Below are 14,723 nucleotides of genomic sequence, written 5' to 3'. Positions count from 1 at the left end.
CACCTCAGTTTAAGCCGATGCGCTCAAAGATCACATCAACATTTTTTAAATGGTACGTATAATCAAAGCAATCCTCAATTTCTTCTTCTGTTAATAATGTCGTAATGCGGTCTTCCTTTTTAACTAATTCTCGGAAATGTACTTCTGTCTCCCAAGCCTCCATAGCTTTTGGCTGTACGATGTCATAAGCTTCTTCGCGACTCATTCCCTTTTCGATTAGAGCGAGAAGCACTCGTTGTGAGAAGATAACCCCATGTGTCTTATCAATATTTCGCTTCATGTTTTCTGGGAAGACCGTTAAGTTTTTCACGATATTGCTAAAACGATTTAACATATAGTTAAGTGCTATCGTTGCATCTGGTAAAATAACGCGCTCCGCCGAGGAATGGGAAATGTCACGCTCATGCCAAAGGGAAACATTTTCATAAGCTGTTACCATATAACCGCGAATGACTCTGGCCATACCTGTCATATTTTCTGAACCGATTGGATTTCGCTTATGTGGCATAGCAGAGGATCCTTTTTGACCTTTTGCAAAGAACTCTTCCACTTCACGAGTTTCGGTTTTCTGTAATCCACGAATTTCTGTCGCAAACTTTTCGATAGAAGTCGCAATCAGAGCGAGGGTCGACATATATGCTGCATGACGATCACGTTGTAAGGTTTGTGTCGATACCGGTGCCGGTGATAGCCCTAACTTTTCACACACATACTGTTCAACAAAGGGATCGATATTTGCATATGTTCCAACCGCACCAGATAGCTTTCCAAATTCAATATTTTTTGCCGCTAGTTCAAAACGCTCTAAATTACGTTTCATTTCCTCATACCAAAGGGCAAGCTTCAATCCAAAGGTTGTCGGTTCTGCATGTACACCATGCGTTCTCCCCATCATGACCGTATGCTTGTTCTCGATTGCTTTGTTTTTTAAAATTTCGATGAAGTTATGTAAATCCTTTCGAATAATGTCATTCGCTTGTTTTAATAGGTAAGAAAGGGCCGTATCCACTACATCTGTGGAAGTCAAACCATAGTGAACCCATTTGCGTTCTTCCCCTAACGTTTCGGATACAGCACGAGTGAATGCAACTACATCATGCCTTGTCTCCTGTTCAATTTCATATATACGATTAATATCAAACGAAGCATTCTCACGGAGCTTCACAACATCTTCTTTTGGAATAATCCCAAGCTCACTCCATGCTTCACATGCTAAAACTTCAACCTCTAACCATGCCTTAAATTTATTTTCTTCCGTCCAAATAGATCCCATTTCTTCTCTTGTATAACGTTCAATCATTGTTTTGCCTCCTCAAACTGTTTAACCTGCTCTATGCTGTCTTCTCCAATAAATGTAATATGCCCCATTTTCCGCTTTGCTTTCGCTTCAGCCTTTCCATACAAGTGAATAAATCCTTGATTTACGTTAACCATTGCTTTTAAGGTTGGTTCTACATCTTCCCCTAAAATATTAATCATCGCAGAAGGTTCAAGAAGCTTCACTGGTATTAATGGTAAACCACAGATTGCTCGTATATGCTGAGCAAACTGTGAAATATTACACGCCTCAATGGTGTAATGTCCCGAATTATGCGGACGTGGTGCCATTTCATTTAAGTAAATGTTATTTCCTGATACAAACAATTCAATTGCAAATGTCCCTACAACCTCTATCTTATTTGCCAGTAATGTTGCTGCTTCATATGCCTTTCTCTGCACTTCTGTCGATATCTTTGCAGGTGCTGTTGTTTGAAACAGAATATGATCCTTATGTACATTTTCTGCAATAGGGAAAAATTCGATTGCACCCTTTGCATCTCGAGTAAACACGACCGAAATCTCTTTATCAAACGAAAGCCATGTTTCGATGATACAATGCTCATTTTGTTCTGCAAACTGAATCGCATTTGGAATATCCGCTTCTGATTCTAGTTTTAACTGTCCCTTTCCATCGTATCCACCTCGACAGGTTTTCATCACAACCGGAAAGGATACTTCTTTCAATGCCTCCTGACACGCTTTGCCATTATGGATAATAAAAAAGTCAGGGACTGGTAATTGTAATGCCTTCATGACTGTCTTCTCTTTTTCGCGATTTTGCGTTATTTCTAATGCATAGGCGCCTTGTGGAAGTTTTCCCTGCTCCTTAATAAAGGTTGCAGCTTCCAAATCGACATTTTCAAACTCATACGTCACAACATCACTTTTGTCGGTTAATTCTTTAATTGCATTCATATCATCATAAGCTGCAACGATTTGGCCATCCGAGACTTGTGAAGTGGGACAGTTCGGTGTTGGGTCTAACACGATAACCCGATAGCCCATATTCTTCGCTGCTATCGCCATCATTCGACCAAGCTGCCCGCCGCCAATGATACCGATTGTTTGTGGTGGTAGAATACTAGTATTGCTTTGCAAGGTCTTCCCTCATTTCATCCACTTTTGCTTTCAAGTTGGTACGATAGTTTTCTAATTTATTTGCGATATCCTCATCAAAAGTTCCTAGAATTTGAGCCGCCAGTAACCCTGCATTTATAGCACCTGCTTTTCCAATTGCAACCGTAGCAGTCGGAACCCCACCTGGCATTTGCACAATAGATAATAGGGAGTCAAGTCCATTCAATGCTTTACTTTGAACTGGAACACCGATAACTGGTAATGTTGTTTGTGAAGCTACCATACCTGGTAAATGGGCTGCACCCCCAGCCCCCGCAATGATTACGTTTAATCCTCGTTCACGTGCTGTTTTCGCATATGTAAACATTTCGTCTGGAGTTCGATGTGCAGAGATGACATCTTTTTCGTAACGAATATTTAGTTCTTCTAATAGGGTACATGTATGCTTCATCGTATCCCAATCCGATATACTACCCATGATTACACCAACTAAAGCCATTTCGATTTCTCCTTCCTTTGGTAGAAAAGATTCCCTATCCTATACCATGAAAAAGGTCTATTCACCTCTCTCATTGGATGAGAGAAGACGAATAGACCAAAAATAAGGTCGACAAATAACCATTGTTGTACCAATGACGCATCTTCCCTCATAGTCCAGCATTTACGGTGCCAGGTAGAGACTTCAAGGCCATATTCCAAGAAATATATGAGGATCTGTATTCTTTTGATGCCTTTAGCATAACAAAGATACCATTAATGGTCAATTAAAAAATCGAACAATTTCTACTTAAATTCAACAATTGTTCGGTTTTATACAGTGTTTATTATAAATATAGATATACTGTTACATTTATTGCATCTTTTACTACTGTTTTTCCTGTTTAGCTAGTACGTTACTAGTATTTATGACTTTTTCACGAAAGTGTTCGATTGCGGAATTACATCCGACCTTTCAATACTCGCAATTCATTTATCTTGTAGCGTTCATTACTTTATAAACAACACTGCCAAACGTAAACTTAACAGGGTATAATGAAAATACCACAGCAATAATCACGCAGAGTGTCTTTATCCCTCCAGTTAAATGAAACATATCGTTTATCATGTAATTAGCTAATTGGATAAGACCAAATACAATACTCACCGACACAATAAAAGCAACCAATATTAGAATTACTTGCAGTAAGGATATCTGTTTTATTTTCCCTAATTTTTTTATACTGCCATCGTTAATTGAAAAAGATAAGTACGCCATTGGAGTTAATAATAAGTACCAATTTGAATAGCCAAACCCTATCCACGAAGCACCCATTCCCAAAAGCAGAATCCAACCAATTATGTTAAAGGTTTTTCTATTCACCTAACCACTCCTTAAAAAAATGATATATTGTTAATTTGCTATATTGTCCTGATTGATGCTCATTCTATTTCGGAATTGCTCTCGTTAGTAAAATTGAAATAGCTATAAGTAAATTTTTCACCCGAGAGTTCTTTTAATTGTTCAATTCCAATTTTTAATGCATTTTCCTCTGTATCTATTAGCGATAAACCTTTTTTAATCGGACTCCAATACTCATATGTATACTCATCATCCCACCTAAACCACCTTGAGACCTCCGTTGTATATAGTCCATCGTTTCTTTTAATAATTTCAACCTTATAAATTTTACTTGGTGAAAAAAACTCTTTCACAATCTCCCTCATTATTTTCACCGCCTTTTTCTTGTTAAACCTTGCACCCTTAGTTGAATTTCTTTTCTTTATTTTGTAGTCAATCCCAATAGTTGAAGACAATATCTCCAACTGTTTTAGATTTCCAATATTTAATGTTATTTAACTCAGCCTCATTAAGTTCATTCTTGTTTCCCACAATGATTCTTCCCTTATTTTCCTTTATCACTAGCGGTTCATTTAACTCATTCGAACGTAGAACTCGATAGTACGGGCTAAATCCATTTAACAACGGCTCATTATCAATAAATTTAATATAGCCATGGTCAACTGATGAAGCAAAAGCGATAAATGGATATACATTATTGAGTAGGATAGACATATTCTCCTCAAGAACATTTACTTTCACTTCATAATAATGACGAGCAGCTTCTGGTTCGCTAAAAGATAACACATTCCCATTTAGTCTATGGATTAACGAGTAACATACTTTTTTGAAGTATTCTCCATCGGTTACTGGATCAGGTCCATTAAATCCACTTACTCCATTTAAAAGTATCACTTTCATCTTCCCTTCTATACATTTGAACCTTGTTTAACTAGTTATCACAACACCTTTATACCTTGATATTAGCATAATTCAAAATATATAAAGACCCTCAATTTGATGATCCCTAATTGAACTAACGCACCCTTTAGCTTAAGTACGATTATTTCACAAAATATGTTCCTATGCTGGATTCTACATTTTAATTTATAATGTTATTAGATAGTCAGTCAGTGTCTAATTTATTTAATGCATTTTAGATTTCGTCTTCTTTTATTTGAGCTTTTCTCATCGTTGAAAGACTGAACCATAGTCCGCATAAACCTAGACCAGCTATCGAAATCGATAAAGCCGTTAGGAACCCTAGTCCGTCGGCTATGGCACCTCCTAGTGGGGCACCGATAACAACCGCACTACGATTGATGGAACGTAGCGTCGCATTCATACGACCTTGCAGATGAGATGGCGTGACAAACTGCCGATAACCCATTTCGAGAGGACCCTCGATTCCCATTGAGAAGCCGTACAGGAGCTGCCCTACTACCGCAAAAATGATAGCTATGTTCTGTGGGTCAGAGTTGATGGCTGCTGGAGCTAGAGTAATCAGGACTACTGCTGGAGCATAGAGAATTCGAGAAAAAGCCATTGCACGCCCTATACCAAAGCGCTCACCTACTCGAGAAGATAGAGAGGTTCCGGCGACCGCACCGACACCTGCAGCAGCGAGGGCAAACCCAAGGAGCGAAGCATCGAAGCCAAGCTCAATCAAAAAAAAGGATACTAGGACCGTCATCGTCATGCTATGGAAGAAAAACCAGGCGTGCGTGTTTAATGCAAGTGTACGAAGGTATTGGTGTTGGTAGACCCATTGCAAACCTTCCTTGATTTGCTGACCAAGTGGACCAGCCTTCACTTTATCTGAGGGTTGGTGTTTAACTGTGGCTATTAAAACACCTGAAAACAGATATGATACGGCATCTATAAGAAGGGCAAAAGGGGCTCCGATCCATGAGACAAGCCCCCCTCCAATGGCGGGACCACTTGTTTCCGCAACAGCTGCACTTTGCTCTAGCCGTGCATATGCACGTGTTAATAAAGGGCGAGGGACTAATTGTGGCACAAAGGATTGATGGGCAGCATCATTAAAAAGAGACATGGCACCAAAGAGCAACAACAGAATCATTAGCCAACCAATACTCAGTACTCCTGTGACAGCAAATAAGCAAATAAAAGCAAATATAATCCCACGCCCCATATCTGTTACTACCAGTACAGTCTTTAGGTGAAAACGATCAACCAAAACCCCCGCTATTAATCCCAACAGTACATATGGAAGCCATCTAGATGCTGAAACCCAGCCAACATCAACAGCACTACCTCCCATATTTACCACTACCAATACTTGCAGAGCAATAGTCGTAATATATGTACCAAAGTTTGAAGTTGTGGATGCAGTCCAAAAACGAACAAAACTTTTATGATCTCTTACTTTCACCGGGGGTTCACCTCTTTTGCTATTAGTAGTTAAAGTCGTTGTATTCAAAAGTTCGGTTTGGAATGTTGTTTCTCATGATGTAAGAAAATGTAGTTTTATAAAAGAGAACCCTTTAGGGCGTTACCCCGTCATTTGTTTCTTCAGTATCATCCTTCAGTTCTGATAGGAACTGTCTATCCTTTACCTGAGTATTGTGACCAATCTCCATTTAAAGTAGAAACATTTCGCATAACTATTCTGCTTCCATAGTTCAATAACTTCAACAAAAAAGGGCTCTTCTCCTTTTTAAAAAAAGCTACCCTTTAGTCGAACAAGAATTTACTCTGCCCAAAAAATAGTTAATATAAAACCCGCACTTATTAGCAATTCGTCTTCTTCATTAAGATTTCTTAATGTTTTATATCCTTCTAACACTTGTTTAAATACATTTGAAACCATCAGTTATCCAAAGTGATTAAACCACGAATCAGCAAGAAGCATACTCACTAATCCCCAAGCTGTGACACTCACTATCCACCAAATTACGGATTTAGCTTTTGTTGAATTTTCCTTGTCTTCCATATTTGCTTTTATAAAAACGACCTTACTTTCCATACCTTTTTTCATAGAAATGAGAACAACAAATCCGATTATTATGAAACCAATAGTTATCCAGAGTAATAAGTCCACCTTTTACATTTCCCATTTTGTGAATTACTTTCCTTTCAATCTTCTTTATTCAATTTTCCTGCCCCGTTACTTCAATAACTCTACAAATCAATACTAACATAATATTCCAAATATATTATTGGAATTTTACCATAAGAAAAAGGCGACCTTCATAGATCATCTTGTTTCACTATATCACTCGTTAATTTAAGTTTTTCTTTTCACAATCTAGCCTTAATTTTGCAATTCTCTTTCATATCTTTTTATAAGTAACCTAAAAGATGCCGACTTATGTCTTTATTTATGATGTAAAATAAAGAGAAGGATAAAAGAGATGCTTCTCACCTCCTTTATCCTTCATTTCTTTCAGAATTTGAGTCTCATTCTAATCCAATTGAACCTCAATTGGATCAAGTTTGAATGACTCCCTTGCTGGTGCTATGCCAGTACCATATTTTCGGCCTGGTTCATCTACTTGTTTCCAGGGAGTTGCAATCGGTGTAATGATGATGGATTTTGCTTCCTCAGCGATATTTGTCGTCATAAACCTTCCATTCATTACGTACTGATGATTTCCATAAGAACCATTTGTTACAACGGTGTATTCATTTCCTAAATTATCCTTCAACTCATAATCAAAAATGACAGCTGACCAATTTTCCTCTTCCCACTCTTTTAAGTTTTTGCTAACCTTTTCTTTGGTGTAAAAACTTGTAGAAATTGGTGTTCTAGTTATACTTTTTAATTCTAATTCCATGCCTTCCCCTTTAGATAACAGATTATCAAACTCCTGTGTTTGACTTCCGATATTATCTAGAGTTAATTCAAATAACCAGTTGCCTTCGATTGTATTTATTAATTGAGTTTGATCAATTTCCTTATCAAATGTACCGATTTTAGATGCTTTCCATGTAAAATCAAACGTATCAGGGTGATGTCCTTTTTCAAAATTGAATATTAATATGCCAGCATACTCATTTTCATCTATTTTTTTTATTAGCTGACTTCCACTAAACATGGCAGTAATTATTGCTTGGGGAGTATCCCATTCAATAAATGGTTCCTCTCCTAAATCATGCTCACTTTCCATTTTAAAAGCTATAGTAATATTTTCTCCATCATAGACTGCTTCCGTAAAGGTAATGCTGACACCATTACTTTCTTTTGTCATATTTAAATAAGTGGAGTGGCTTTCATATTCATCAAAAATATATCTTTTCTCGTCATCCTGGAACAGCTCAAAAATGGTTCCGATAATCGGTAGTTTCTCTGCAAATGAAGGAAAAGAAAAACTCAACATAGTAATGGTAGTAACAAGTAGAATAGCTGCAACAGCTATACCTCTTAATGAACGTTTTTTCTTCTTACTACTAAACTCAGCCCTTTTAATTCCATTACGAATAGAATTCTGGACATCCTCTTTTGGAACATCAATCTGTTCATATATTTCCTGAAAGTATTTTTCCTTCAACGTACCCCGCTCCTTTTAAGTTTATTTTTAATTGATCTTTTCCTCTATGTAGATAAGTTTTTACCGTGTTTTCAGGGATGCCCATTACATTTGATATTTCTTTTATTGGAAGATCATGAAAGTAGAATAGAATGATCACTTCACGGTATTTCCTTTTCAAGTTATTAATTGCCTTTACTACATCAATTTGTTCTATGTTAATTCCTTCTTGATGCGAGATAAATTCCTCTACGTATTCCAGTGGGATATTCCCTTTTTTCTTTTTTAAGAACTCATTTGCAGAATTGATAAGTATCCTGGTTAACCAAGTAGAAAAATATTTATTCTTTTTTAATGTCTTAATTGCTACAAATGCCTTATAACTCGTTTCTTGCACAATGTCTAAAGCATCTTCTCGATTACCTGTATATAAAAATGCTGTTCGATATAATTGGTCACTGAACAATTTCAATAGTTCTTCAAATGCTTCCACATCACCAGATTTTGCTTTTACTATAAGTTTTATATGATTCATTTTCTTCCTCCCTTCTCTAACAATTAGATAGACTTCTGTTATTAAAAGTTTCAAAAATATCATTAATCATAAAAAACGTATTAAACTCCTTTTAGTTTAATACGTTCTAGCTCTTGTAAATAGTTATTTTACTTATCTATAGTCTAAAGAGCAGGGTATATTCAGCTGGTGTCAAATCAGAATCCGTCTGCAAGATGCTGACATTGTTTAAAATTTCTTATTAAACAATACTGCCCTATTAGTACAATGTCTGCCGTTCGATCTCATCTTCAGCTATTGCACCCTATAGCTGAATAAAAAGTCCTACAATAATATTGTGTCACATAAGGTATTCTCTTCTGTATCCATTCATGAGATTCTTAAAACCATAAAGCCAAAAGCTCCAAAAATAGCTAATATAAAACCCGCACTTATTAGTAATTTGTTTTTCTTCATTGAGATTCCTTAATGTTTTATCCTTCTAACACTCTTTTTCTATGTATAATATTGAATGTTTTTTCAACTCTACAGCCCCATTAGCATAATATCTTATAATCAGTTAATAACATTATATTCAGAGTATTCCCTCCAAAAATAAAGACCATCAAAAAGATGATCTCTTATTTCATTAACGCACCCGTTAGTTTAAGTACAATCTTTCACAAACATCAAACGATTATTACCCTATTTTTTATCTTTTTTAAGTATCACTCCCACCGCAAAAAACTACTATTAGGCTACGTTAGATTAGTCCAATAAAAAGATATATGGCAGTTCCCCAGATAAATAGAGCGGAACATTTGTTAAAAATATTCATTAAACCTCCTGTACCATCTAACTTTTTCATGACTGCTCCCACCAGCATTAAGCCAAAGAACCAAATCCAAGATACTGTAATACAAGCAATTGTAAATAAAACCTGTTCCATTCCTAGATATTTTAATGCACTTGTCCCAATAACACCGACTATATCTAAAATGGCATGGGGGTTTAATAAAGAAACAGATAAAGCGAAAATGATTTGTTGACGGATTGGTAATGCTTTATTCATATTAGTTGTACTTGGTTCCGAACGCCAAATTACATATCCCATATAAAGTAAAAATAAAATTCCGGTAATCATTAGGCTAATGCGTAGCCATTCAAATTGTAAGACGATTACGGATAGCCCAAAGATAGCTAAGAGGATTAAAAATGTATCGCAAAGTGCAGCTGTAATGGTAGCTGGAAGTGCTCGAAGTAGTTTTGGCTGTGTGGCACCTTGTGAAAATACAAATACATTCTGTACTCCTAAAGGTAAAATAAGACCGAATGCTAAGATTATTCCATGAAGAATGGCTTCCATTTAATCAACTCCCTTTTAATTACTATCGTACTATGATACAACTAAAAGAAAACAACCAATTGGATGTTTTTATATCCATCCAATTTTGGGGGGATTAGATGGATTGGAAACCAAATCGTCATTCTCATTTGACTATTCAAGAGCAAATTGTTGATTGGATTAAATCTCGTATTGAACAAGGTGATTGGAGTGTTGGTACAAAGATTCCAACACAGCGTCAACTAGCAATGGAATTTAATGTGAATCGAAGTACTGTGCAACTTGCGATTGATGAATTAAAAGCAGATGGTTTTCTTGAATCAAAAATGGGTTCAGGGGTATATGTAGCTAATAATTCATGGAATGCTCTTTTGAACCGTTCTCAACCGAATTGGCAGCAACACATTGAATCAAGTATCCATAAACCAAACTATCATACGATTCAACTCATCAACGAATATGAGCAAATGGACCAAATCATCCGTCTTGGAACAGGAGAATTATCACCGGAATTACTACCAACGAAGCAAATTGAACAGTCATTAAAAAAAATATCCCTTGATTCAAAGGAAATTGGCTACTCATCGCCACAAGGAAGTGGAAAACTCCGGAGAATTTTATGCAATTATTTAAAAAAGCGAGGTATTCAAACTAATCCAGAAAATATTTTAATTGTTTCTGGTGCATTGCAAGCACTTCAATTAATTGCAGTTGGATTATTAGAAGAAGGTTCCATTGTCTTTCAAGAACTACCTTCGTACTTAAATTCTGTCCACCCTTTTCAATCTTCTGGAATGCAAATGATTTCAATTTCACGGGATAAACATTTAGCAGATACCTTAAGGACACTTAAAAGAAACAGACAATCTTTATTTTACTGTGTACCTACATTACACAATCCAACAGGGTATAATTGGTCCATAGAGGAAAGAAAATACTTTTACAATGTGTGTAAAGAGCTAAATATTCCAATTATTGAAGATGATGTGTATCACGAACTGTTATTTGAATCTCCCCCGCCTGCTATAAAGTCGTTTGATATATCGGGGCAAGTTCTTTATATTGGAAGTGTATCCAAAACGCTAAGTCCTGGATTGCGAATTGGTTGGGTTGTTGCACCTACACCTGTAATCAGGAGATTAGCTGATATCAAAATGCAGACGGATTACGGCTCAAGTGCCTTTTCTCAAGAAATTGTTGCACACGGGATATCATCTGGTCTATATGAAAAGCACTTAATTAAACTCCGTAAACAATTGAAAACTAGGGCAAGTTTTGTAGAAGAAATATTGGAACAGCGATTCAAAAAAATTGCAACTTGGAAAAAGTCTGAGGGCGGTTTCTATATATGGCTCAGATTTCATAAACCTGTTGTAAATAAGGCGTTATTTTTAAAATTAATTAAGAAAAATGTTTTAATCAACCCAGGTTATATCTATGAAACGAGAGATTTACATCATATTCGTCTTTCCTATGCCTATGCGTCTTTTGAAGAATTAAATGAGGGATTAAATATTTTATTAGAACTAATCCAGCAATAACCAGTAGGAAAATAAATATTGACACGTTAAGAAATTCATATAATAGACCAATTCCTCATTATTATAATTGAGTCATTGGTCTATCTTATAACTTCAACAATCCCGCCCCAATAGTTGAATAACGGGTGGATCTTTCCTTCTTAAAGTAATGCACCCATTAGTAAAACAAGAATCGGGTTTTAATCTACCCTCTTAACAAACAACACCCTATCTTGATTTGATCCATCATAATCAGAAAATACAGGTACTCCTTCCACTTCTTTATCACCATTTTCAATATCAAATCCCATCTTGGTGTGATAAGTGATTGAAACCTTATTTACTGGTGAAGTTACAGCACGAACAACATTTCGATTATTCTTTTTTACCGCATTGAAAAATTCATTATAAAGTTGCTTTCCAATATAATTTTTACGGTAATAAGGATTAACACCAACAAAATGTATGTATGCAACATCTGTATTAGATTGAGATAAAAAACCAATTAAAAAGCCAATAATTTGACCATCTTTTTCAGCAATAAAACTTGTATTATTAAAATGGTCAAAGAACAATTTTGGCAACATATCGGACATTTTCCTACCATCCCACCATTCATTAATCAAAGGTGAGATAATGTAATAATCAGAACTTTTCACATTGCGTATTTCCATTACTGACATCCTTTCTTATTGTGTATATTTCTAATTTGACATAAGCCCGATAAGTCGTTTTCATTCGCTAATCTAATTTTATACTCCATATAGCTCACTTTCCCCCCGATCTTCTTCAACTCTACAACAATCTTCGATATTTAGAAAATTCATGAGTTATTAATATACCCTACGCTAGTTGACACAGTGAAATATGTTTCATATAATTTGGTTGGTCAACCAACTAAATTAGGGGGTATCGAAATGAGTAAACAGGATAAAAGAAAGCAATTAATTGATGCTGCCTACAATGTATTTGTTGAAAAAGGATATCTCAACGCTTCGATAAAAGATATTGCAAATGAAGCAAGTATAACACCTGGACTAGTTCATTATTATTTTAAGAATAAAGAGGAGCTATTACATTCTGTACAAGAGGAAGTACAAACCCAGTACCAAAAGCTATACGACGGACATACAGGAGAATCAATTAGCCCGCTAGAGGTTCTACATGAAATAAAAACAAGGGTGGAAAAGGATCCAGATTGGTACCGTTGGAGATATGAAATATATTCTTTAGGGATAAAGGACAAAGGCGGTGATCTCGAAAAGCAAGTGGAGTCTATACTCGACAATGGAAGAGAGAGTCTTTCTAATCCTTTGCAACAGATGGTGAAAAGTTCCCGTGATGCCACGGCACTTGCAAGTATATTATTGGCTTGTTTTGATGGCCTGGCATTACAAAAAATAGTGAATGATAAATTTGATATAGATCATTCATATAAACTTTTAACCGAATTAGTAGAGATTTATATAAACAATTCGAATTCTGACTAAAGTGTTTAATACATATTAAGGGTACAAGGGAGAAACCAAATGAGAAAAATAGTTGGGATGTTATTTACTTTAATGATTATTATCACCCCGTTCCATTCATTTGCAGATAAAAAGATCACTACCACTAACCAAATCCAATCTTTTATGGAAAAAGCGCTGGAGGAATATAATATACCTGGCGCCACACTGGCAGTCGTACATAAAGGGAATATCATTTTTCAAGATAGCTGGGGGACAATGAGTGACGGTTCCCCAGTTAGCGAAGACACAACTTTTCTAATAGGTTCAATAAGTAAGCCTTTAACATCACTTGCAATAATGGAGTTAGTAGAAGAAGGGGAAATTATACTAGATGAACCAATCGACACGTACATCCCGTGGTTTACCTATAAAACCGATAGTAATAAATCAATAAGGGTACGTCATTTATTGGAACAAACCAGTGGGATAAGTACCTATGAGGGGCTGAAAGTAACAGATCAAGAGAATCGTGATGAAAATTCTGGCATCATACAAGCCGTTGAAGAACTAAGTGGCGTAGAATTACGTCAAAGTCCCGGAAAGGTATATGAATATAACTCAGCCAATTATCTACTATTAGGGGCTATTATTGAAGCGGTTTCTAATCAAGCATTCTCTACCTATATTAATGACAATATTTTTGCACCACTGGATATGGAAAACACAACTGCAGACTATGAAAGTGCGATAGACAAAGGTTTAGTACCGGGCTACCAATCATGGTTTGGTCAACCAATTAAAGGGGATGGGTTGTATGATCATTCGGGAGCACCATACGGCTATATGACGTCAACTTCAAGTGACCTTATTAAGTTTATTGAATTCATGTTACAGGGTGGTGAATTATTAAATGAAAGAAGTTTAGCCGAATTACAATCACCACCAGAAAGTGGCCAACGATATGGTTTAGGCTGGCATTTTCCTAGAAGCGGGAATAAATATCCTTATCATACTGGGGCAACAACAGATTATAGATCCGAGATATTCTTAATTCCTGAAGAGGAGCTAGGTGCTGTTCTTTTAACCAATAAGTACCATGAACTAGAAGCGGTCGCTTATTTAAGTATGATGGAGGGAATCCGATCCATTATCAATGGGGAAAACCCAGAGTTAACTCAATTAAGTGTCAGCACCCAATGGATTCTGCTCGGTATCGTATTACTTTTAATTGTTTTTATTTCTATAAGTTTAATTCGCTTAAATCGTAGAAAAGTCATAAATAAAAAAGTTTGGATATTTTCTGGTATTCTTTCCATTTTACTCGCTGTTGCTCTCATTCCAATTATCTCTTTCAGTATGGGAATATCCTGGCGGACTTTTGGACTATTTGCTCCAGACCTCCAGTTTCTTACAAGCTGCCTGACAGGAGTATTGGGAGCTTACGGGATTTTCATTTTCTTCATTATTTTCGCTAAACGAAAGAACTTCAAGAATAGAAAAGAGACTTAATCACGTTGGTGCACTCTAAAGTGCTTGGCTGGTTCAAGTTCGGTATTGCACCTGATTTAAACCAGCTAATTTTTTGTGTTATATTTCCTGTAAATCCACTCCCTAATAAAATGATCCCTTCTATATTCTAATGAACGGAAGGAATCATAACTGAATTAAGGACTACTTTAGTACGTTGTATTTATTAGATACATAGT

The 14,723-nt window shown here is 36.1% G+C and carries 15 protein-coding genes and 1 riboswitch; of the genes, 3 read left to right on the top strand and 12 right to left on the bottom strand.

Annotated elements, in window-relative coordinates:
• Nucleotides 1-4: 4 nt before the first annotated feature.
• From purB to ACSKT4_RS06575, 11 genes are all read right to left on the bottom strand, one after another.
• The gene (gene purB / locus ACSKT4_RS06625) at nucleotides 5-1,300 is read right to left on the bottom strand and encodes an adenylosuccinate lyase (RefSeq protein ID WP_186869024.1); all 1,296 of its coding nucleotides are present in this window, start codon (nucleotides 1,298-1,300) and stop codon (nucleotides 5-7) included.
• On the bottom strand, nucleotides 1,297-2,418 hold the full coding sequence (purK, locus tag ACSKT4_RS06620; RefSeq protein WP_465823052.1) for a 5-(carboxyamino)imidazole ribonucleotide synthase: 1,122 nt from the start codon (nucleotides 2,416-2,418) through the stop codon (nucleotides 1,297-1,299). Before purK ends, purB begins: the two co-directional genes overlap by 4 nt.
• Nucleotides 2,402-2,896: a 5-(carboxyamino)imidazole ribonucleotide mutase gene (gene purE, locus ACSKT4_RS06615; protein WP_186869026.1), complete on the bottom strand. Its 495-nt coding sequence runs from the start codon at nucleotides 2,894-2,896 to the stop codon at nucleotides 2,402-2,404. Before purE ends, purK begins: the two co-directional genes overlap by 17 nt.
• Nucleotides 2,897-3,027: 131 nt before the next feature.
• Nucleotides 3,028-3,127, bottom strand: a riboswitch (purine riboswitch).
• Nucleotides 3,128-3,367: 240 nt separating this feature from the next.
• Nucleotides 3,368-3,757, bottom strand: a complete 390-nt coding sequence (locus tag ACSKT4_RS06610; RefSeq protein ID WP_186869027.1) for a disulfide bond formation protein DsbD — start codon at nucleotides 3,755-3,757, stop codon at nucleotides 3,368-3,370.
• A gap of 59 nt (nucleotides 3,758-3,816) precedes the next feature.
• The gene (locus ACSKT4_RS06605; RefSeq protein ID WP_186869111.1) at nucleotides 3,817-4,101 is read right to left on the bottom strand and encodes a hypothetical protein; all 285 of its coding nucleotides are present in this window, start codon (nucleotides 4,099-4,101) and stop codon (nucleotides 3,817-3,819) included.
• Nucleotides 4,102-4,168: 67 nt separating this feature from the next.
• Nucleotides 4,169-4,636 (bottom strand): hypothetical protein, encoded by a 468-nt coding sequence (locus tag ACSKT4_RS06600; RefSeq protein WP_186869028.1) that lies wholly within the window; start codon nucleotides 4,634-4,636, stop codon nucleotides 4,169-4,171.
• 235 nt (nucleotides 4,637-4,871) lie between these two features.
• Complete coding sequence (locus ACSKT4_RS06595; RefSeq protein ID WP_186869029.1) at nucleotides 4,872-6,110, bottom strand: MFS transporter; 1,239 nt, start codon at nucleotides 6,108-6,110, stop codon at nucleotides 4,872-4,874.
• Between the two features lie 441 nt (nucleotides 6,111-6,551).
• On the bottom strand, nucleotides 6,552-6,779 hold the full coding sequence (locus ACSKT4_RS06590) for a hypothetical protein (protein WP_186869030.1): 228 nt from the start codon (nucleotides 6,777-6,779) through the stop codon (nucleotides 6,552-6,554).
• A 364-nt stretch (nucleotides 6,780-7,143) separates the two neighbouring features.
• On the bottom strand, nucleotides 7,144-8,229 hold the full coding sequence (locus ACSKT4_RS06585; protein WP_186869031.1) for a DUF4179 domain-containing protein: 1,086 nt from the start codon (nucleotides 8,227-8,229) through the stop codon (nucleotides 7,144-7,146).
• Complete coding sequence (locus ACSKT4_RS06580; protein WP_186869032.1) at nucleotides 8,198-8,743, bottom strand: sigma-70 family RNA polymerase sigma factor; 546 nt, start codon at nucleotides 8,741-8,743, stop codon at nucleotides 8,198-8,200. The genes ACSKT4_RS06585 and ACSKT4_RS06580 overlap by 32 nt, the downstream gene beginning before the upstream one ends.
• Before the next feature lie 721 nt (nucleotides 8,744-9,464).
• A complete protein-coding gene (locus tag ACSKT4_RS06575) occupies nucleotides 9,465-10,067 on the bottom strand; it encodes a LysE/ArgO family amino acid transporter (RefSeq protein ID WP_186869033.1) in 603 nt (200 codons plus the stop codon).
• 98 nt (nucleotides 10,068-10,165) lie between these two features.
• On the opposite strand from ACSKT4_RS06575, the gene ACSKT4_RS06570 reads away from it, so the two are divergent.
• Nucleotides 10,166-11,587 (top strand): aminotransferase-like domain-containing protein, encoded by a 1,422-nt coding sequence (locus ACSKT4_RS06570; RefSeq protein ID WP_186869034.1) that lies wholly within the window; start codon nucleotides 10,166-10,168, stop codon nucleotides 11,585-11,587.
• Between the two features lie 179 nt (nucleotides 11,588-11,766).
• Here the strand turns inward: ACSKT4_RS06570 and ACSKT4_RS06565 are convergent, their stop codons facing one another.
• Entirely contained in the window at nucleotides 11,767-12,240 is a 474-nt protein-coding gene (locus ACSKT4_RS06565; RefSeq protein WP_186869035.1) for a GNAT family N-acetyltransferase, read from the bottom strand.
• 243 nt (nucleotides 12,241-12,483) lie between these two features.
• Here ACSKT4_RS06565 and ACSKT4_RS06560 point away from each other — a divergent pair, with 243 nt between their 5' ends.
• Both ACSKT4_RS06560 and ACSKT4_RS06555 read left to right on the top strand, forming a co-directional pair.
• A complete protein-coding gene (locus tag ACSKT4_RS06560) occupies nucleotides 12,484-13,056 on the top strand; it encodes a TetR/AcrR family transcriptional regulator (RefSeq protein ID WP_186869036.1) in 573 nt (190 codons plus the stop codon).
• Between the two features lie 39 nt (nucleotides 13,057-13,095).
• Nucleotides 13,096-14,526, top strand: a complete 1,431-nt coding sequence (locus tag ACSKT4_RS06555) for a serine hydrolase domain-containing protein (protein ID WP_186869037.1) — start codon at nucleotides 13,096-13,098, stop codon at nucleotides 14,524-14,526.
• The last annotated feature ends 197 nt before the right edge of the window (nucleotides 14,527-14,723 follow it).

The sequence above is a fragment of the Ornithinibacillus liuyingii genome (assembly GCF_055550225.1).
Note: the sequence above shows the minus strand (reverse complement) of the source record. Positions and strands in the feature narration are given on the sequence as shown.